Raw genomic sequence first — 17,895 nt, forward strand, 5'->3', positions numbered from 1 at the left:
GACGTACGCAGATGACCAACGATTCCCGCTCCCTCCTGACCCTGAACCCTGGCCACGTGTCGCTGGACGACCTGCGCCGCATCTACCGTGGCGAAGTGCGGCTGGCGATGGCCGAATCGGCCTGGGCCGGCGTGCGTGCGGCGCAGGCCACGGTGCAGGACATCATCGACGCCGACGCCGTGGTCTACGGCATCAACACCGGCTTCGGCAAGCTGGCCCAATCGCGCATCGCCCATGACAAGCTGGCCGAACTGCAGCGCAACCTGGTGCTGTCGCACAGCGTGGGCACCGGCGCCGACCTGCCGGCCGATACCGTGCGTCTCATTTTGGCGATCAAGGCCGTCAGCCTGGCGCGCGGCCATTCGGGCGTGCGTCCGGAACTGATCGATGCCCTGCTGGCGCTGGCCAACCACGGCGTGTCGCCGTGCATCCCGGCCAAGGGGTCGGTCGGTGCCTCGGGCGACCTGGCGCCGCTGGCCCATATGTCCTGCACGCTGATTGGCGTGGGCGACGTGATGATCGACGGCCGCCGCGTGCCGGCCGCGCAAGGCCTGGCGCATGCCGGGCTGGACGTCTTCACGCTGGGCCCGAAGGAAGGGCTGGCGCTGCTGAACGGCACGCAGGTGTCCACGGCGCTGGCGCTGGCCGGGCTGTTTGCCGCCGAGGACGCCTTCGCGGCAGGGCTGGTGGCGGGCGCGCTGTCGCTGGAAGCCATCAAGGGATCGGTCAAGCCGTTCGATGCCCGCATCCACGCGGCACGCGGGCAGGTGGGCCAGATTGCCGTGGCCGGCGCCGTGCGCGCGATGCTCGATGGCAGCGAGATCGTCGATTCGCACAAGACCTGCGGGCGGGTGCAGGACCCGTATTCGATCCGCTGCCAGCCGCAGGTGATGGGCGCGTGCCTGGACAACCTGGCGCACGCCGCGCGCATCCTGCGCATCGAGGCCAACGCCGCGTCCGACAACCCGCTGGTGTTTTCCGAACAGGGCGACGTGGTGTCCGGCGGCAACTTCCACGCCGAGCCGGTGGCCTTTGCCGCCGACATCATCGCGCTGGCCATCGCCGAGATTGGCGCCATCTCCGAGCGCCGCCTGGCGCTGCTGCTCGATACGGGGCTGTCCGGCCTGCCGCCGTTCCTGGTACGCGATGGCGGCCTGAATTCGGGCTTCATGATCGCGCAGGTCACGGCGGCGGCGCTGGCGTCCGAGAACAAGTCGCTGGCGCATCCGTCCAGTGTGGACAGCCTGCCTACATCGGCCAACCAGGAAGACCATGTGTCGATGGCCACCTACGGCGCACGCCGCCTGGGCGACATGGCCGCCAACACGGCCGTGATCGTCGGCATCGAGGCTATGGCCGCCGCGCAGGGCATGGAATTCCATCGGCCGCTGAAGTCGTCGCCGCTGGTGGAGCAGGAACTGGCGCGCATCCGCAGCCGCGTGGCGTTTGTGGAATCCGACCGCTATCTGGCGCCCGATATCGAGGCGATGAAGCAGTGGGTGGTGCAGGGCGACGCCGGCGCGGGCTGGCCTGACGCCGTGAGGGAGATCCTGCCGACGAACGTAGCCGCTTGAGATGCTGGCCCTCTTCCGCAACGGGACACTAAATCGGTGGTTGAAATGCCGTCGGTTTGCTCCCCTCTCCCGCCCGCGGGAGAGGGGTTGGGGGAGAGGGCAAGCGCATCCAGATCCGACCAGTCATCAAACATACCGGGACACACCATGAACGCCAACGAACACCAATTCACCGATACCCCGCGCGGCCAGCGCGAAATCCGTGCTCCGCGCGGCAGCCAGCTGCACTGCAAGAACTGGCTGATCGAAGCGGCCTATCGGATGATCCAGAACAACCTGGACCCGGATGTAGCCGAACGCCCGCAAGACCTGGTGGTCTATGGCGGCATCGGCAAGGCCGCGCGTAACTGGGAATGCTTCGACGCCATCCTGGACAGCCTGCGCCGCCTGGGCGAGGACGAATCGCTGCTGGTGCAGTCGGGCAAGCCGGTGGGCGTGTTCCGCACCCATGCCGACGCCCCGCGCGTGCTGATCGCCAATTCCAACCTGGTGCCGCACTGGGCCACCTGGGACAAGTTCAACGAACTCGACCGGGCCGGCCTGATGATGTACGGCCAGATGACCGCGGGCTCGTGGATCTACATCGGCACGCAGGGCATCGTGCAGGGCACGTTCGAAACGTTCGTGGAAGCCGGCAACCAGCACTACAACGGCGACCTGACCGGCAAATGGATCCTGACCGCCGGCCTGGGCGGCATGGGCGGCGCGCAGCCGCTGGCCGGCGTGCTGGCCGGCGCGTGCGTGCTGGCCATCGAATGCCAGGAATCGCGCATCGACTTCCGCATCCGCACGCGCTACCTGGACAAGAAGGCCACCACGCTGGACGAGGCGCTGGCCATGATCGAGGACGCAACCCAGCAGGGCCAGGCGATCTCGGTGGGCCTGCTCGGCAACGCCGCCGAAATCGTGCCCGAACTGGCGCGCCGTGCGCAGGCCGGCGGCATGCGGCCCGATATCGTGACCGACCAGACCTCGGCGCACGACGTCATCAACGGCTACCTGCCCGAAGGCTGGACCGTGGACCAGTGGGAAGACCTGCGCGTGCGCGACCCCAAGGCCGTGGAAGCCGCCGCGCGCCAGTCGATCGTCAAGCATGTGCAGGCCATGCTGGCGTTCCAGCAGATGGGGGTGCCAACGGTGGACTACGGCAACAACATCCGCCAGGTGGCGTTCGAGGAAGGCGTGAAGAACGCGTTCGATTTCCCGGGCTTCGTGCCGGCGTATATGCGCCCGCTGTTCTGCCGCGGCAAGGGCCCGTTCCGCTGGGTGGCGCTGTCGGGCGACCCGGAGGATATCTACAAGACCGACGCCAAGATGAAGGAACTGTTCCCGGACGACAAGCCGCTGCACCGCTGGCTGGACATGGCGCGCGACCGTATCGCGTTCCAGGGCCTGCCGGCGCGTATCTGCTGGGTGGGCCTGGACGAACGGCATCGCGCCGGCCTGGCTTTCAACGAGATGGTGAAGAACGGCGAACTCAAGGCGCCGGTGGTGATCGGGCGCGATCACCTCGACTGCGGCTCGGTGGCATCGCCGAATCGTGAAACCGAGGCGATGCGCGATGGCTCCGATGCGGTGTCCGACTGGCCGCTGCTCAACGCGCTGCTGAATACGGCCGGCGGTGCCACGTGGGTCAGCCTGCATCACGGCGGCGGCGTGGGCATGGGTTTCTCGCAGCATTCGGGTGTGGTCATCGTCTGCGACGGCACCGACGCGGCGGCCAGGCGGATCGAGCGCGTGCTCTGGAACGATCCGGCCACGGGCGTGATGCGCCATGCCGACGCCGGCTACGACATCGCCATCGATTGCGCCCATGAAAAGGGCCTGAACCTGCCGATGGTGAAGCGCTGATGGCCGTCACGCGGTTCGCGCTCGACGCCATCGCCCCCACACCGTGGAAGAACGGCGGCGGCACCACGCGCGAGATTGCCGTGTGGCCGCCGGGCGCCGGCATGGACACGTTCGACTGGCGCATCAGCGTGGCCGATATCGCCACGGACGGGCCGTTCTCGGCCTTTCCGGGCATCGACCGCCAGATCGTGCTGATCGACGGCGCCGGCGTGCATCTGCAGGCCCACGACGATGCGTTCTGCCACAAGCTTGTGCGCGTGGGCGAGCCATACGCGTTTTCTGGCGATACGGCTATCCATGCCGCGCTGGTCGATGGCCCGACACGCGACCTCAACGTGATGACGCGCCGGGGCCGCTGCCGCGCCGAAGTCCGCCTGATGCGGCAGCCGTTCACGGCGGTGCCCACCTTCGCCACCGTGCTGGTCCTGGCGCTGCGCGGCGACTGGGACGCCAGCGACAGCCGCGGCGGCGACGGCCAGCATCTGTCGGCGGGCGAGGGCATACTGATGCCGGCCGGTTCGCCGGCCGTCACATGCGCCCACACCGAACTTTCCGCGCTGTGCCTGCGCGTGATACTGCATAGGGAGCCGGACCGATGAACTTCCACGATGCGCCTTCTGCCGATGGCGTCTGGCATCACTGCCACCTACTGCCCGACGCGGACCCCGAACGGGCCGTCCGCGACGGCGCGCTGGTGATCGAACAGGGCCGCATCGCCTGGCTCGGGGCGCTGGCCGACCTGCCGGACAGCTATCGCCATCTCGACCGGCACAATGCCGGCGGCGCGTGGATCACCCCCGGCCTGATCGACTGCCATACGCACCTGGTGTACGGCGGCCAGCGTGCCGACGAATTCGCGATGCGGCTGGCAGGCGCCAGCTACGAGGACATCGCGCGCGCCGGGGGCGGCATCGTGTCCACGGTGCGGGCCACGCGCGAGGCCGACGAGGCCACGCTGTTCGCGCAGGCGGCCGTGCGGCTGGAGGCGCTGCTGGCCGAGGGCGTGACCACAATCGAGATCAAGTCCGGCTATGGCCTGTCGCTCGACGCCGAGCGCAAGCAACTGCGCGTGGCGCGCCAGCTGGGTGCAGCCTATGGCGTGACGGTCTACACGACGTTCCTGGGCGCGCATGCGCTGCCGCCCGAATACGCGGGCCGCGCCGACGACTATATCGACCTGGTCTGCCATACGATGCTGCCGGCGCTGGCCGAGGAAAAGCTGGTCGATGCGGTCGATGCCTTCTGCGAGGGCATCGGATTTTCGCCAGATCAGACCGCACGCGTATTCGCGGCCGCCGCGCGCCACGGCCTGCCCGTGAAGCTGCATGCCGAGCAACTGAGCAACCTCGGCGGTGCGGCACTGGCGGCGCGGCACAGGGCGCTGTCGGCGGATCACCTCGAACACCTGGACGAGGCCGGCGTGATGGCGATGGCCGAGGCCGGCACGGTGGCCGTGCTGCTGCCCGGCGCCTACTATTTCCTGCGCGATACCCATCTGCCGCCGCTGGCCCTGTTGCGGCAGCATGGCGTGCCGATTGCCATTTCCACCGATCACAACCCGGGCACATCGCCCACCACATCGTTGCTGCTGATGATGAACATGGCCTGCACGCTGTTCCGCATGACGGTGCCCGAGGCGCTGGCCGGCGTGACCACGCACGCGGCGCGCGCGCTGGGCGCGGCGGATCGCCACGGGCGGCTGGCCCCGGGCCGCGCCGCCGACTTCGCGCTGTGGCGCGTGGCGTCGCCGGCCGAACTGGCCTACTGGTTTGGCCGCAACCCGTGTGCCGGGGTGGTGCGGCAGGGCAAGGTGTTCCGATGAGCGCCGGCCAGCTGTTTGCGCGCCATGCGCTGCTGCCCGATGGCTGGGCACGCGATGTGCTGCTGGAGTGGGGTGCCCACGGCGCTTTCACGGCCATCACGCCTGGCGCCGCGCCGGCGCCATCGGTGCCCGAGGCGGCCGGCCCGGTGCTGCCGGGCATGCCGAACCTCCATTCGCACGCGTTCCAGCGCGGCTTTGCCGGGCTGACCGAATACCGCAGCGTGTCGCCCGACGCCGATCCGGCCGGCGGCGATTCGTTCTGGAGCTGGCGCACGCTGATGTACCGCTTTGCGCTGCGCCTGTCGCCCGACGCGCTGGAGGCCATCGCCACGCAGCTCTATATCGAGATGCTGCGCGCCGGCTACACCAGCGTGTGCGAATTCCATTACGTCCATCACGACCCCGACGGCAAGCCGTATGCCGACCGCGCCGAGATGTCGCTGCGGCTGCTGCGCGCGGCGCAGGCCGCCGGCATCGGCATGACGCTGCTGCCCGTGCTGTACCAGACCGCCGGGTTTGCCGGCAAGCCCGCGCAGCCCGACCAGCGCCGCTTCCTGAACGATACCGACGCCATGCAGGCGTTGCTGGAAAAGCTGGCGCCACATTGCACCGCCTACGGCGCACGGCTGGGCCTGGCCCCCCATTCGCTGCGCGCGGTGCCGCCGCACAGCCTGACGCAGGCCGTTGCCGCGCTGCACGCGATGGATGCCACCGCGCCGGTGCATATCCACATCGCCGAACAGCAGAAGGAAGTGGACGACTGCCTGGCCACCCACGGCGTGCGGCCCGTGCAATGGCTGCTGGACCACGCGCCGGTGGACCCGCGCTGGTGCCTGGTCCATGCCACCCACATGGACTGGGACGAGCGGCGGCGGCTGGCCCATAGCGGCGCCGTGGCCGGCATCTGCCCAACCACCGAAGCCAACCTGGGCGATGGCGTGTTCGAGGCCGCGCCGTACCTGGCGCAGCACGGCTGGTGGGGCGTCGGGTCGGACAGCCACGCCAGCGTCAGCGTGGCCGAGGAACTGCGCACGTTCGAATACGGCCAGCGGCTGGGCCTGCAGCGGCGCAATGTGCTGGCGTCGGACCGGCATCCGCAGGTGGCCGACCGGCTCTGGCTCGAAGCCGTGGCCGGCGGCGCGCGCGCGGCGGCGCGGCCGGTGGCGGGCCTGGCGGCCGGACAGCGTGCCGATTTCCTGGTGCTGGACGGCCAGCATCCCACGCTGGCCGGGCTCGACGGGGCCCATGCGCTGGCCACTTACGTGTTTGCCAGCCACGGACATGAGACACTAGCGGAAGTCCGCACGGGCGGCACGCGCCGCTTGCAGCACGGCGTGCATCCGCTTCAAGGGGATGCGGGCCGGTTGTTCGCCGAGGCGCGCGCCCGCCTGCTGGCCGACTGAAGGGTCCCGAACCCGCCCCATACCAAGCAGCCCCGAGACAAGATGTCCTCCTCCTTCACCACCGATATTCCCGCTTTCACGCTGCATCGCGGCACCCGGCCGTTGCTGGTGTCGATGCCGCACGTCGGCACCTATGTGCCCGCCGGCCTGGCCGAGCGTCTGACGCCCGAGGCGCGCACCGTGCCCGATACCGACTGGCACATGGACCGCCTGTACGACTTTGCCCGCGAGCTGGGCGCGTCGATCCTGATGGCCACGCACTCGCGCTACGTGATCGACCTGAACCGTCCGCCCGACAACGCCAACCTGTACCCGGGCCAGGACACCACGGGCCTGTGCCCGGTCGATACGTTCGACAAGACGCCGGTGTACGCCGACGGCGCGAGCGGCCCCGACGACGCGGAAATCGCGCTGCGCCGTGGCGCGGTCTGGCACCCGTATCACAACGCGCTGCAGGAAGAACTGGCGCGCCTGCGCGCCGAGCATGGCACGATCGGCCTGTGGGACGCCCATTCGATCCGCTCGGTGCTGCCGCGCTTTTTCGAAGGCAAGCTCACCGACTTCAACCTGGGATCGGCCGACGGCAAGAGCTGCGACACCGGCCTGGCAGCCGATGTGGTCAAGATTGCGCAGGCGGTGCCCAACCATACGGCCGTGCTCAACGGCCGCTTCAAGGGCGGCTACATCACGCGCCAGTACGGCAATCCGGCGGACGGCGTGCATGCCATCCAGCTGGAACTGACGCAATCGTCGTACATGGAAGAGGTGTACCCGTTCGCGTACGACCCGGCGAAGGCCGCCAACGTGCAGCCGGCCATCCGCCAGATGCTGGAAACCGTGCTGGCGTTCGTGGAAGCGCGCTGACACATCGGCGTTTCGGCAAAAGAACGGCCCGTGGTGGCACTTCGGTGCCACGGACGGGCCGATGTGCTGCGGTGACGCTCCCCGGCAGACGTCAGACAAGCCCGACGACGAGCGGGCCGAGCAGCGTCAGCAACACGTTGGCCAGCGCATAGGTGATGGCGAACGGCACGGTCGGCACGGGGCTTTCGGCCTTGTCCAGGATGCCGCCGAAGGCCGGGTTGGCGCTGCGCGAGCCGGCCAGCGCGCCGGCCAGCAGCGCGGCGTTGTCGTACTTGAGCACGTAGCGGCCAAACAGCATCGTCAGGAACAGCGGCAGCAAGGTGACCACGGCGCCGAGCAGGAAAATCGTCAAACCGCTATGGCGCAAGGTGTCTACCGCCTGTAGTCCCGAGTTGATGCCCACGATGGCGACGAACGCGGCCAGCCCGAAGTCCTTCAGCAACTGGCAGGCTGCCGTCGGCATCGCGCCATACATCGGATGCTTGGACCGTGCCCAGCCGAACACCAGGCCCGACAGCAGCGCGCCGCCGCCTGCGCCCAGCGTCAGCGGAATCGACCCGATGCGCACCACCAGCAGCCCGATCAGCAGGCCCACCAGCACGCCGGCGCCGAAGTAGACGAAGTCGGTCTTCTCGCTCGGCACCAGTTCATAGCCGGCGCGCTCGGCGGCACGCCGGGTGTCCGCCGGGGTGCCGTAGAACGTGATGATGTCGCCATGCTGGAGCTTCAGGTCGGGCAGGATCGGCAGCGCATGGTCGTATCGCTCGATCCGCTCCAGATAGACCCCATGGCGCATCTCGCGGCTGATATTGGCCACGATCTCGCCCAGCGGCTTGTTGTTCAGGCCGGCGCGCGTGAACACGGCGCGGCGCGTCTGCATGACCATGCCCATGCCTTCGGCGTCGGCCACTTCGTCGCCGATCACCAGCGCGGTGGGGACCATGGCGTCGCGCCGGCCCACCAGCAACACCAGGTCGCCGGCTTCGAGCACGGTGTCCTGCGTGACGTCGATCGGCTTGCCGCCGCGCTGGAGCTTTTCCACGGTGACCAGGTCTTCGCCGCCGATCTCGATGTCCTTGATGGTCTTGCCCGCGGCAGCCGTCACGCGGAACAGCCGGCCCACCAGGCGGGGCAGCGCGCCGGCCTGGCCCGGGCCGAACTGCGGCAGGCCGCCGTGCATGGCCGCCTCCACTTTCTTCGCGTCGGACTTCAGGTCCGCGCGCATGAAGCGCGGCAGGATATTCACGCAGACGATGATGGCGCCGAGCGATCCGAAGACGTAGGTCACCGCGTAGCCGATGGCCACGTTGGCCTGCAGCGTCTTCACCTGGTCCGGCGGCAGGCCGAGCTTGGTGATGGCGTCGCCGGCCGTGCCGATGATGGCCGACTGCGTCATGCCGCCGGCGGCCAGGCCTGCCGCGATCCCCTTGTCGAGCTGGAAGATCTTGGCCAGCACCACCACGGTCACCAGCCCCGCCACGGCCATGAAGACGGCCATCGCGATCTCGCGCAGCGAATTGCGGTTCAGCGAGTTGAAGAACTGCGGGCCGCTTTCGTAGCCCACCGCGTAGATGAAGACCGCGAACATCACGGCCTTCACGCCGTTGTCGATCTCGACGCCAACCTGGCTGATGATCACCGCCGCAAGCAGCGACCCGGCGACGCCGCCCAGCTGGAACTTGCCGAAGGTGAGCTTGCCGATGGCATACCCGATGGCCAGCGACAGGAACAGCGCCGACTCGGGCGATTTCTGGAAGATGGCGTGCAACCAATCCATAGGGAACTCCTGTAAGGCGTGACACAGGTGACAGCGGCCCACCCGCGGGCGTTCGTGGCCCGCGGCGAGCCAGACACAGCTACCGCGGTGCCGATGCCAGCGCGCTGGCCATCGCCACGGCGATCGGCCCGAGCAATGGCAGCAGGACGTTGGAGATGGCGTAGGTAATCGTGTAGCCGATGACGGGCGTGCCGTTGCCGGCGGCGTTGGTGAGCGCCATGATCGTGGGGGTGCTGCAATGCTGGCCGGCCACCGCGCCGAGCAGGATCGGCATGTCGAGCTTCAGCCAGCGATGCCCGATATACAGTGAAATGGCCGCCGGGATGACCGATATCAGGACGCCCGCGACGGGCAGGATCAGGCCGAACTTCTGCACCAGCCGCAGCGCGTCGGGGCCGGCCGAGAGGCCCACGGCGGCGATGAACGTGGCCAGCCCGAAGTCCTTGAGGATTTCGGCCGCGGGTGCCGGCAGCGAGCCCATCACCGGCAGCCGTGCGCGCAGCCAGCCGAAGGCCAGGCCCGACACCAGGCATCCGCCGCCCACGCCGAGCGTCAGGTCTGCCTGGCCCACCTTGACGCGCCACGCGCCCAACAGCATGCCAAGCAGCACGCCGATGCCCAGGAAAACGAAGTCGGTGCGGATCGTCGGGATGACCGGATAGCCCAGTTCGGGCGCCACGCGCCGCAGGGCCTCGTCGGGGCCGGACAGCGTGACGACGTCGGCGCGCTCCAGCACGGTTTCGGGCAGGATCGGCACCGCATGCTGCATGCGTGTGATGCGCGACACATAGACGCCGCGGCCCATGCCCACATCCACGCTCTGGCGCAGCCGCGCCAGCGACACGCCGCTGACCTCGCGGCGCGTCAGCAGCACCGACAGCTCGGCCTGCACCACGGCGTCCATGCCGGGCTCCTCGGGCATCTCGGGGCCGAGGGCGGCGGCAAACGGCACCATCGCGTCGCGCCGGCCCACGGCCAGCACGATGTCGCCGGCGCGCAGCACGTCTTTTGGGGTGGGACGAAAGGTATTGCCGTCGCGGCGAATGCGCCGGATCGTGACACCGAGCGCCACTTCATGCTCGGCTTCCACGACGGTCTTGCCGGCCATATGGTCCACCCGCAGTACGCGCGCCACGATCGTCGGCAGCGCCGTCATCTGGTTGTCTGCCATGTCGTTCTGCCCGCCCAGCTTCTGCCAGAGCTGGTGGGCCGATTCGCGCAGATTCTGACGCAGCAGGATTGGCGCCAGCTGGCTGGTGAACAGCACGATCGCGATCAGCCCGAACAGGTAGGTCACGCTGTAGGCCGTGACGATATTGGTCTGCAGCACGCGGATGGCGTCGGCCGGCAGGCCGAGCCGCGCGATGGCCTCGGACGCCGTGCCGATCACCGCCGATTCCGTGGCCGCGCCGGCCAGCAGCCCCGATGCCGTGCCGGGGTCCAGATGCAGCAAGGGCACCGCCACGGCCAGCAAGGCGAGCAGTACGAACACTTCGACCAGCGACAGCACGCCGATCCGCCATTCGCGCGCGACATTGGCGAAAAACTGAGGTCCGCCCGTGAACCCGAGCGCAAAGATGAACACGGCGAAGGCCACGTTCTTGACGTCGTTGTCCAGCCGCACACCGCTCTGGCCGATGACCAGCGACGCAATCAGCGTGCCGCAGATGCCGCCAAGCTGAAACGGTCCGAAACGGATCGCGCCCAACGCATGGCCGACGGCCAGTGCCAGGAACAGCGCAATCTCCGGTTGTCCGGCAAGCAGGGCGGAAACGGACTCCATGACGCGGCGCAAGCCTCCCTATGGCTCATGGCAAGCCAGCGGAGGGCCCGCAGGCGTGAGGCATTATCCGCACGGGGCGCGTTGGCGCGTACTGAAAGCTTTTGAATGCGTGTTAAACGCAATCAAGCAAACGGCTATGTCTGAAAGTGGGGAGAAAGGGAGAGGAGGCGAGCCTGGCGCAGGGAGTGCCCGCAAGGCTTGAGCGGCTGCCGCACATGGCGCGCGGCAGCCCGGGTAACGTGTTCGCCACGATACCGCCGTGCGGCGTTACTTGCCGCTGTTGATCCGGTCCTGGATATGTTTGGCCCGCGCGTCGGAGCCGGGGTGCGAACTGAGCAGGCCCGACTGCCCGCCATCGAGCTTGGCCAGCTTCTGGAAAGCGGAGACCAGCGCCTGCCGGTTGGCGCCATTCTTCGTCAGCAGGTTGTACGAGTAGTCGTCCGCCTCGCTTTCCTGGCGCTGCGAGAATTGCGCGTTGACAAAGGTTTCGCCAAGTTCGCCGATCTGCGATGTCGATAGCGCCGTCAGCGTGGCGTAGCCGGTGGACCCGAGCGCGCCGCGCGCGGCCGCCGTGGCATAGGCCACCTGCATGGCCTTCTTGGTGTGCCCCAGCGCCACGTGGCCGATTTCGTGGCCCAGCACGCCGCGCACCTCGTCGTCGGTCATCAGGTCCATCAGGCCGCTGTAGACGCGCACGCAGCCGTTGGCCATCGCCCAGGCGTTGACGTCCTTGGTCAGGTAGACCTTGGCATCGAGCGGCAGCCCGGTGTTCTGCAGGCCGCTCATGATGTTCACCAGCCGTTTGGCGTACGGGCTGTCCGCCGCGGCGACCGTGTTTTTCTTGTCCATGTCAGCGCAGGACTGGTCAGACAGTTGCTTGACGTTGGCGTCGGTGAGCGCGGCGGCGCTGAACAGGCTGCCACCCGCCTGGCTCAGGCTGTTCATGTCGGCGCCGGCACAGCCGGCGAGCAGCGTTGCGCAGCCGATGGCGGCCGCCGTAGCAATATAGCGATTCATCTTCGGTTCCCTGATGGTCGGTCGTTGTTATGGAGGCGCAGGCAAGAAGCATAAGCAAGCGATTGCGTGGCCGCCAGTGGAGGACGTCTGACAGGGGGGAAGGCGGGGGCGGAGAGTCGCTGGCGGAGGGTGCCAGGCACCGGGGGAATGGCCAGTCTGAAGAAGCCAATCCGAAGAAAATCTGGTGCCCGGGGTCGGACTCGAACCGACACGCCTTGCGGCGGGGGATTTTGAGTCCCCTGCGTCTACCTGTTTCACCACCCGGGCATTGGGCGTGGGCGATGGGCAAAAATCCACATCGCGCGCTGATGAACCGCCGATTATGCCGCAATTCCACAGTACGGACAACCAGCGGCCGCCCCATCGGAGGGCGCGGCCGGGCGGTCGTCTAGCGTCCACGCCGGGCGTTGGTGGTTCGGCTGCGGTCGTAGAAGCCGGGTGGCTTGCGGGCGATCCAGCGGATGAAATCGGCCATGGCCGGGTGGGTGCGCAGTGCGTCCCAGTCGTGGTAGGTCGTGGCCAGTTCGATTTCGGTAAAGACCGAATGGATCTTCTGATGGCAGACGCGATGCATGGCGATGACCGCGCGTCCGCCCCGGCTGCGGGGTACGGGGTGGTGCAGGTCGGTGCTGGCGTCGTCGAGCAGCGGCCTCCCGCACAGCGGACAGCGCGCAGGGTCCTGGCCGGTTGCCGGATCGAGCGCGACATCGGGTGGCCCGAGCTGTGGAGCCTTGCCGGCGCGCAGCCGGCGCTTGACGACCATACGCGAATTCGCTGAAAAGTGGGTGCCCTGGCAGTTGCGGTAGGATAGCGCGCAACCGTCCCATGCCGTGTCGCCGCGACTTCACCGGAGCCGAGAGCCATGTCTGCCCAGCCGACCCTCGATGCCACGCCCACCGCCAGCCTTGCCTCGCTGGCAGCCTTGCCCTCGCAAGACCCCGCCTTCTACGCCCAGGCCTACAACAACCGCGCCAATGTGCCGGACAATGCCGTCCACATGGCGCGCTGGGCGGCGGATTCGGCACTGGTGCGGGCCGGCATGGTGACGTATTTCGAGAACCTGGCCTATGGCGATGCGAATTCGCCACTTGCCGATACGGAAACGCTCGATTACTTCCCGGCGTCGCTGCGCGATGACGACGCGCCGCCGCTGCTGGTGTTCCTGCACGGCGGTTACTACCGGGCGCTGGACAAGCGCGACCACAGCTTTGTGGCCAGCGTGCCCACGCGGCGCGGGGTGTCGGTGGCGGTGGTCAACTACGCGCTGTGCCCGGCGGTGACGGTGGAAACCATCGTGTGGCAGGTCATGCAATCGGTGGCGTGGCTGTATCGCGAGGCCGACCGGCTTGGCCACGACCGCCACCGCATGTTCCTGGCCGGCCATTCGGTGGGCGGGCACCTGGTGACGATGATGATGGCCGCGCTCTGGCCGCAGTTCGCGGACGACCTGCCGATCGACCTGATCAAGGGCGGGCTGTCGATCAGCGGGCTTTACGATCTGGAGCCGCTGCGCCGCGCCGATTTCCTGCAGGCCGACCTGCAGCTCAGCGAAGCCGATGTGGCGCGCCTGTCGCCGGCGTTCATGGTGCCGGCGACCGACGCGCCGCTGATCACCGCCGTGGGCGAGCTGGAATCCAGCGAGTACCAGCGCCAGCACGCGCTGATCCGTGCGGCATGGCCGAATAACGCGCGTGACGATATCGCGCTGCCGGGCCGTCATCATTTCAATGTGATGGATGACCTGATGCGGGACGACAGCCAGTTGTCGCGCGCGCTGCTGGGCATGATCGCGGGCGTCTGACCGGCGTCCGCCGGCCCGCGCCGCGCGCCTACGTTTGCGGTTTCTTCAGCTCCAGCACCTTCAGCAGCGACGACGTATCGTCCTTGCCCCAGCCCTGATCCATCAGTTCGCCCAGTTGCGCGGCCGTGGCGCGCATGGCGGGCAGGTCCAGGCCGATTTCCCCGGCGATGTCGGCGGCCAGGCCAAAGTCCTTGGCGTGCAGCCGCGATTCGATCCCTGCGGAAAAATCGCGCGACACCATCTTCGGGCCCAGCAGGTCCAACATGCGGCTGCCGGCGAAGCCCGTGGACAGCGCCTGGAAGACCTTGCCCGTATCCACGCCTTGCGCGCCGGCAAAGCGCATCGCTTCCGCAATGCCTTCGATATTGACCACCTGGGCAATCTGGTTGCAGAGCTTGGCCACCTGGCCGGCGCCGTGATCGCCGATATGGGTGATCGTCTTGCCCAGGCATTCCAGCAGCGGTCGCACTTTCTCCAGATTCTCGGCCTTGCCGCCGACCATGATCGTCAGCGTGGCGGCCTGGGCGCCAATGGTGCCGCCCGATACCGGGCAGTCGAGCGCCTCGATGCCTCGGGCGGCCAGTGCCTGGGCGATCTCGCGCGTGACGATGGGTGAAATCGTGCTGTGGTCCACGCAGATGGTGCCGGGCGCGGCGCCTTCGATCACGCCTTGCGGGCCCAGCAGCACCTGACGCACGTCTTCAGACGACGTCACGTTGGTGAAGACCACCGCCGCGCCGCGTGCCGTCTCGGCCGGCGTGAAGAACGGTTCGGCGCCCAGCTCGCGCGCGGCGTCGGCCGCTTCGGGGCGGCGTACAAAGGCGCGCACGGTGTGGCCGGCGCGGATCAGGTGTCCGGCCATCGGCGCGCCCATCGCGCCCAGGCCGATAAATGCTACGGTCGTCATGACGGTTTCCTGGTGTCGAGGGCCCTTACTTCGCGGCCAGTCGCCACAGCGACGTGACCTCGGCCTTGCGCGCGGCGAACAGCGGATCGTCGGCATCGGCGGCCTTTGGGTGCCGTGGCCGGATGTCGGAGCGGCCCAGCACCTTGAGCCCCGCCGCATCGATCCAGCCCAGCAATTCGTCGCGCGAACGCAGGCCCAGGTGCTCGGCAAAGTCCGACAGGATCAGCCAACCCTGGCCGCCCGGTTCCAGGTGCGCGGCCAGGCCGTCCAGAAAGCCGCGCAGCATGCGGCTGTCGGGATCGAACACGGCGTGCTCGATAGGCGAACTGGGCCGTGCCGGCACCCAGGGCGGGTTGCAGACCACCAGCGGGGCGCGGCCCTCGGGGAACAGGTCGGCCTCGATGATCTCGACCTGCTTCGCCAGGCCCAGCCGGTCGATATTCTCGCGGGCGCAGCCCAGGGCGCGCGGGTCCTGGTCGGTGCCCACCACGCGCTTGACGCCGCGCTGTGCCAGCAGGGCGGCCAGCACGCCGGTACCGGTGCCGATGTCGAAGGCCAGCGCCGTGGACGGCAGGGGCTCCTTGGCCACCAGTTCAATATATTCGCCGCGCACCGGCGAGAACACGCCGTACCAGGGGTGGATGCGCTCGCCCAGCACCGGGATCGCGACGCCTTTTCTGCGCCATTCGTAGGCGCCGATCAGGCCCAGCAGTTCGCGCATCGATGCCACGTAGGGGGTGTCGCTCTTGCCATAGACCTGCTCGCAGGCCTCTTGCACGTCCGGGGCGCGGCGCAGCGGCACCACGTGACCGGCCTCGAACGGCAGCAGCAGCATGCCCAGCGTGCGGGCGCGCTGCGATTGCGCCAGCCGGTGCTTGTGGAACGACTCGGTCAGGCTGGCCGGGGCCGGGGCGGCACCGCGTGCCTTGCGCTGGGGTTTGCGGTCCACGCGCCGCGCCATGGCCTGCAGCAGCTGGCGGGCATTCTGGAAGTCGCCGCGCCAGAGCAGGGCGGTGCCTTCGCTGGCCAGCCGGTAGGCGGTGTCGGCCGGCGTCTGGTCGTCGGCGATCACCACGCGCTTCGGCGGCGGCAGGCCGGCTTCGGAACGCCACAGCGCGCTGCGCTCGGCGCCGTCCTCGGTCCAGTGGAGGGTGGGGAGGGAATCGGATACTGACATATATATAGGGGGGCTTACAGTTCGTAAGCTTCGTGGTCGCCGGACATGGCCTGTTCCACAAGCTTGCGGTTCAGTGTCGGCGAGAACAGTTCGATGAAGGTATAGACGAAGCTGCGCAGGTAGGCGCCCTGCTTGACGGCCAGATGGGTCACATTGGTGCCGAACAGATGGCCGGCGGGGATGCCGCGCAGATTGCGGTCGCGTTCGGGGTCGAAGGCCAGGCCGGCCACGATGCCGATGCCGAGTCCCACTTCCACGTAGGTCTTGATCACGTCGGCGTCGATGGCTTCGAGCACGATGTCCGCGTCCAGGTGACGCAGCGCGAACGCCTTGTCGATCTTGGGCCGCCCGGCAAAGTTCACGTCGTACGTGATCAGCGGATAACCGGCCAGGTCTTCCAGCGTGAGGTGCTTCTTTTCCAGCAGTGGATGTTCAGGTGGCGTAATCACCATATGCTGCCACTGGTGTCCCGGCAGGGATACCAGGCTCTTGTCGCTGCTGATGCCTTCCGTGGCGATGCCGATATCGGCCTGGTCATGCAGGATCATGTCGGCAATCTGCGCCGGCGTGCCCTGCTGGATCGACAGACGCACCTTGGGGTAACGCTTGGTGAACTCGGCGATCACGCGCGGCAGCGCGTAGCGGGCCTGGGTGTGCGTCGTGGCAATGGTGAAGTTGCCCTGATCCTGCGCGGCGTAGTCCTTGCCCACGCGCTTCAGGCTTTCCACCTCCTGCAGGATCTTTTCGACCGACAAGAGGATGCGGCGGCCCGGTTCCGTGAGGCTACGGATGCGCTTGCCATGCCGTGTGAAGATATCGACACCCAGCTCTTCCTCCAGCTCGATAATCGCCTTCGAAACGCCAGGTTGTGATGTATAAAGCGCCTTTGCAGCCTCGGTGAGGTTGAAATTCTGGCGGACGGCCTCGCGCACGAAGCGAAACTGGTGAAGATTCATATAACTTCGCTCGTATAAACAAACAACTTCTTATTAGTTTGAGATATGAGGCGAGTTTATTACGATTCTCGAACTTTGTTAAACGTTCGCCTGCCCGACTTGCGTCCGCGCCCAGCCTGAAAAGGTGGCGCGGGGACCACCGGAGAAGCAGGCGGCAGTCGAGAAGCCCCCGATGTCCCTTGCCTATACCGTATCCGGTCTGTTGGTAGGTCTCCTGGTCGGTCTGACCGGGGTAGGCGGGGGTTCGCTCATGACGCCGCTGCTGACGCTGCTGTTCGGCTTCTCGCCGGCCACGGCGGTCGGTACCGACCTGGCGTTCGCTTCCATTACCAAGGGTTTCGGCACCATCGCGCACCGCGCCCACGGCCATGTGCAGTGGCAGGTGGTGCGCCGCCTGTGCCTGGGCAGCCTGCCTGCCGCGCTGGCGGCCATCCTGGTGCTCAAGAGCGCCGGCGAACTCGATGCCCGGTGGCTGCATGCCATCCGCGTGACGATCGGGGTTTCCGTGCTGCTGACGGTACTGTCCCTGCTGTGCCGCAAGCAGATGCTGGCGTGGCTGGAGCGTAACCCCCGCTTCCAGCTCGAAGGCCGCCCGCAGGCGGTGGCCACGGTGATCGTCGGCGCCGTGCTCGGCGTGCTGGTGACCGTGTCCTCGATTGGCGCAGGTGCCGTAGGCGCCACCCTGATCCTGCTGCTGTATCCCCATATGAAGCCGGCCGAAGTGGCCGGTACCGATATCGCCTACGCCGTGCCGCTCACGGCCGTGGCCGGGCTGGGCCACGTGTGGCTTGGCACCGTCGACTGGAATTTGTTGCTGGCGCTGCTGGTGGGCTCGATCCCCGGCATCTGGCTCGGTGCGCAACTGTCGCGGGCACTGCCCGAACGGCTCGTGCGCGCCGCACTGGCTACCACGCTGACGCTGGTGGCCATCAAGCTCGTTTCCTAAGCATTCAACGAATACTG

The 17,895-nt window shown here is 67.9% G+C and carries 15 protein-coding genes and 1 tRNA gene; 8 read left to right on the plus strand and 8 right to left on the minus strand.

The window, feature by feature from the left end; all coding sequences use genetic code 11:
* Window positions 1-11: 11 nt before the first annotated feature.
* The 6 genes from hutH to hutG all read left to right on the plus strand — a co-directional run bounded on the left by hutH (window position 12) and on the right by hutG (window position 7,514).
* On the plus strand, window positions 12-1,574 hold the full coding sequence (hutH, locus tag AC24R4_RS20125) for a histidine ammonia-lyase (RefSeq protein ID WP_400392853.1): 1,563 nt from the start codon (window positions 12-14) through the stop codon (window positions 1,572-1,574).
* A 147-nt stretch (window positions 1,575-1,721) separates the two neighbouring features.
* Window positions 1,722-3,425 (plus strand): urocanate hydratase, encoded by a 1,704-nt coding sequence (gene hutU, locus AC24R4_RS20130; RefSeq protein ID WP_400392855.1) that lies wholly within the window; start codon window positions 1,722-1,724, stop codon window positions 3,423-3,425.
* Window positions 3,425-4,024, plus strand: coding sequence for a HutD/Ves family protein (locus tag AC24R4_RS20135; RefSeq protein ID WP_400392857.1), 600 nt, complete (start codon window positions 3,425-3,427; stop codon window positions 4,022-4,024). The genes hutU and AC24R4_RS20135 overlap by 1 nt, the downstream gene beginning before the upstream one ends.
* Window positions 4,021-5,247, plus strand: a complete 1,227-nt coding sequence (gene hutI, locus AC24R4_RS20140) for an imidazolonepropionase (protein ID WP_400392859.1) — start codon at window positions 4,021-4,023, stop codon at window positions 5,245-5,247. The genes AC24R4_RS20135 and hutI overlap by 4 nt, the downstream gene beginning before the upstream one ends.
* On the plus strand, window positions 5,244-6,650 hold the full coding sequence (locus tag AC24R4_RS20145; protein WP_400392861.1) for a formimidoylglutamate deiminase: 1,407 nt from the start codon (window positions 5,244-5,246) through the stop codon (window positions 6,648-6,650). The genes hutI and AC24R4_RS20145 overlap by 4 nt, the downstream gene beginning before the upstream one ends.
* A 42-nt stretch (window positions 6,651-6,692) precedes the next feature.
* The gene (gene hutG / locus AC24R4_RS20150) at window positions 6,693-7,514 is read left to right on the plus strand and encodes an N-formylglutamate deformylase (protein WP_400392863.1); all 822 of its coding nucleotides are present in this window, start codon (window positions 6,693-6,695) and stop codon (window positions 7,512-7,514) included.
* A gap of 91 nt (window positions 7,515-7,605) precedes the next feature.
* On the opposite strand, the gene aspT (AC24R4_RS20155) is transcribed toward hutG, so the two are convergent.
* From aspT (AC24R4_RS20155) to AC24R4_RS20175, 5 genes are all read right to left on the minus strand, one after another.
* A complete protein-coding gene (gene aspT, locus AC24R4_RS20155) occupies window positions 7,606-9,291 on the minus strand; it encodes an aspartate-alanine antiporter (protein ID WP_400392865.1) in 1,686 nt (561 codons plus the stop codon).
* Window positions 9,292-9,370: 79 nt separating this feature from the next.
* Complete coding sequence (gene aspT, locus AC24R4_RS20160) at window positions 9,371-11,074, minus strand: aspartate-alanine antiporter (RefSeq protein ID WP_487523508.1); 1,704 nt, start codon at window positions 11,072-11,074, stop codon at window positions 9,371-9,373.
* A 267-nt stretch (window positions 11,075-11,341) separates the two neighbouring features.
* Window positions 11,342-12,091 (minus strand): metalloprotease LoiP, encoded by a 750-nt coding sequence (loiP, locus tag AC24R4_RS20165; protein ID WP_487523509.1) that lies wholly within the window; start codon window positions 12,089-12,091, stop codon window positions 11,342-11,344.
* 182 nt (window positions 12,092-12,273) lie between these two features.
* A tRNA-Leu gene (locus tag AC24R4_RS20170) sits at window positions 12,274-12,358 on the minus strand.
* A 121-nt stretch (window positions 12,359-12,479) separates the two neighbouring features.
* A complete protein-coding gene (locus AC24R4_RS20175) occupies window positions 12,480-12,854 on the minus strand; it encodes an HNH endonuclease family protein (protein ID WP_400393071.1) in 375 nt (124 codons plus the stop codon).
* A 99-nt stretch (window positions 12,855-12,953) separates the two neighbouring features.
* Between AC24R4_RS20175 and AC24R4_RS20180 the strand changes: the two genes are divergently transcribed.
* Window positions 12,954-13,892: an alpha/beta hydrolase gene (locus AC24R4_RS20180; RefSeq protein ID WP_400393073.1), complete on the plus strand. Its 939-nt coding sequence runs from the start codon at window positions 12,954-12,956 to the stop codon at window positions 13,890-13,892.
* Window positions 13,893-13,920: 28 nt separating this feature from the next.
* Here AC24R4_RS20180 and AC24R4_RS20185 read toward each other — a convergent pair whose 3' ends face one another.
* Genes AC24R4_RS20185 through AC24R4_RS20195 form a run of 3 tightly spaced genes read right to left on the minus strand, consistent with a single transcriptional unit; the run spans window position 13,921 to window position 16,932 of the window.
* Window positions 13,921-14,799: an NAD(P)-dependent oxidoreductase gene (locus AC24R4_RS20185; RefSeq protein WP_400393075.1), complete on the minus strand. Its 879-nt coding sequence runs from the start codon at window positions 14,797-14,799 to the stop codon at window positions 13,921-13,923.
* A gap of 25 nt (window positions 14,800-14,824) precedes the next feature.
* On the minus strand, window positions 14,825-15,976 hold the full coding sequence (locus AC24R4_RS20190; protein WP_400393077.1) for a methyltransferase: 1,152 nt from the start codon (window positions 15,974-15,976) through the stop codon (window positions 14,825-14,827).
* A gap of 14 nt (window positions 15,977-15,990) precedes the next feature.
* Entirely contained in the window at window positions 15,991-16,932 is a 942-nt protein-coding gene (locus AC24R4_RS20195) for a CysB family HTH-type transcriptional regulator (protein WP_400393079.1), read from the minus strand.
* A gap of 172 nt (window positions 16,933-17,104) precedes the next feature.
* On the opposite strand from AC24R4_RS20195, the gene AC24R4_RS20200 reads away from it, so the two are divergent.
* Entirely contained in the window at window positions 17,105-17,878 is a 774-nt protein-coding gene (locus tag AC24R4_RS20200; protein WP_343655851.1) for a sulfite exporter TauE/SafE family protein, read from the plus strand.
* The last annotated feature ends 17 nt before the right edge of the window (window positions 17,879-17,895 follow it).

It is taken from the genome of Cupriavidus sp. CER-90 (genome assembly GCF_057652055.1).

What these genes read in the sequence shown, in the direction of transcription:
- aspT (WP_400392865.1), bottom strand. Translation starts at nt 9,291, where the DNA reads ATGGATTGGTTGCACGCCATCTTCCAGAAATCGCCCGAGTCGGCGCTG.
- aspT (WP_487523508.1), bottom strand. Translation starts at nt 11,074, where the DNA reads ATGGAGTCCGTTTCCGCCCTGCTTGCCGGACAACCGGAGATTGCGCTG.
- hutG (WP_400392863.1), top strand. Translation starts at nt 6,693, where the DNA reads ATGTCCTCCTCCTTCACCACCGATATTCCCGCTTTCACGCTGCATCGC.
- AC24R4_RS20195 (WP_400393079.1), bottom strand. Translation starts at nt 16,932, where the DNA reads ATGAATCTTCACCAGTTTCGCTTCGTGCGCGAGGCCGTCCGCCAGAAT.
- loiP (WP_487523509.1), bottom strand. Translation starts at nt 12,091, where the DNA reads ATGAATCGCTATATTGCTACGGCGGCCGCCATCGGCTGCGCAACGCTG.
- AC24R4_RS20180 (WP_400393073.1), top strand. Translation starts at nt 12,954, where the DNA reads ATGTCTGCCCAGCCGACCCTCGATGCCACGCCCACCGCCAGCCTTGCC.
- AC24R4_RS20175 (WP_400393071.1), bottom strand. Translation starts at nt 12,854, where the DNA reads ATGGTCGTCAAGCGCCGGCTGCGCGCCGGCAAGGCTCCACAGCTCGGG.
- AC24R4_RS20185 (WP_400393075.1), bottom strand. Translation starts at nt 14,799, where the DNA reads ATGACGACCGTAGCATTTATCGGCCTGGGCGCGATGGGCGCGCCGATG.
- hutU (WP_400392855.1), top strand. Translation starts at nt 1,722, where the DNA reads ATGAACGCCAACGAACACCAATTCACCGATACCCCGCGCGGCCAGCGC.
- AC24R4_RS20145 (WP_400392861.1), top strand. Translation starts at nt 5,244, where the DNA reads ATGAGCGCCGGCCAGCTGTTTGCGCGCCATGCGCTGCTGCCCGATGGC.
- hutI (WP_400392859.1), top strand. Translation starts at nt 4,021, where the DNA reads ATGAACTTCCACGATGCGCCTTCTGCCGATGGCGTCTGGCATCACTGC.
- AC24R4_RS20200 (WP_343655851.1), top strand. Translation starts at nt 17,105, where the DNA reads ATGTCCCTTGCCTATACCGTATCCGGTCTGTTGGTAGGTCTCCTGGTC.
- AC24R4_RS20190 (WP_400393077.1), bottom strand. Translation starts at nt 15,976, where the DNA reads ATGTCAGTATCCGATTCCCTCCCCACCCTCCACTGGACCGAGGACGGC.
- hutH (WP_400392853.1), top strand. Translation starts at nt 12, where the DNA reads ATGACCAACGATTCCCGCTCCCTCCTGACCCTGAACCCTGGCCACGTG.
- AC24R4_RS20135 (WP_400392857.1), top strand. Translation starts at nt 3,425, where the DNA reads ATGGCCGTCACGCGGTTCGCGCTCGACGCCATCGCCCCCACACCGTGG.